Origin of the sequence: Vibrio sp. 1562 (assembly GCF_033340155.1) — a bacterium.
Lineage (GTDB): Bacteria > Pseudomonadota > Gammaproteobacteria > Enterobacterales > Vibrionaceae > Vibrio > Vibrio alginolyticus.
In genome coordinates, this window is sequence record NZ_JAWOVY010000850.1 from 1 (window position 1) to 501 (window position 501).

A 501-nucleotide genomic window follows, 5' to 3' on the forward strand; every position below is an offset into this window, starting at 1 on the left:
CGAAATCTGCTTTTGCACGTTCCATATGAGCCGTTGCAATTAAACGACCTAGATTCGTCTGTTGGAATCGCACGACATCACGGGCACCTTCTAACTTACCGTTTGATTCCGCAATTTTCACATTCAGCTGGCTTTGGCCTTTTTCTTGGAAAGGACGAAGGAAGTCCAACATCGCTTTGTCTTGAGTAATTTCATCTTGAACAAACACACGTTGTGATTGACCATCCACGTTGATTTTTTTCTTCAAGTTTACCGGAATAAGATCGTAGCTCACCATTGATAGTTCGCCGTTACGGAATTCGTAATCGGCACGGCCAACATATTTACCCCACTCATGCGCCTGAACAATGTAAGTACCGTTTTGTTGGTCTGGCTGACACTCATCACCCGGTTTAAAGTTCTTTTTGATAACGTTAGGACCTTCCATACAAACGGGCTCTTGTGAGTGACCACCCACAATCATGTCCAAATCGCCTTCATTAAGGTAACGCGCCAAAGCTA

The 501-nt window shown here is 44.3% G+C and carries 1 pseudogene; it reads right to left on the reverse strand.

Going from position 1 to position 501, the window contains the following annotated elements:
- A pseudogene (gene ushA / locus R7Z49_RS28020) lies at positions 1-501 on the reverse strand (bifunctional UDP-sugar hydrolase/5'-nucleotidase); the annotation flags it as partial.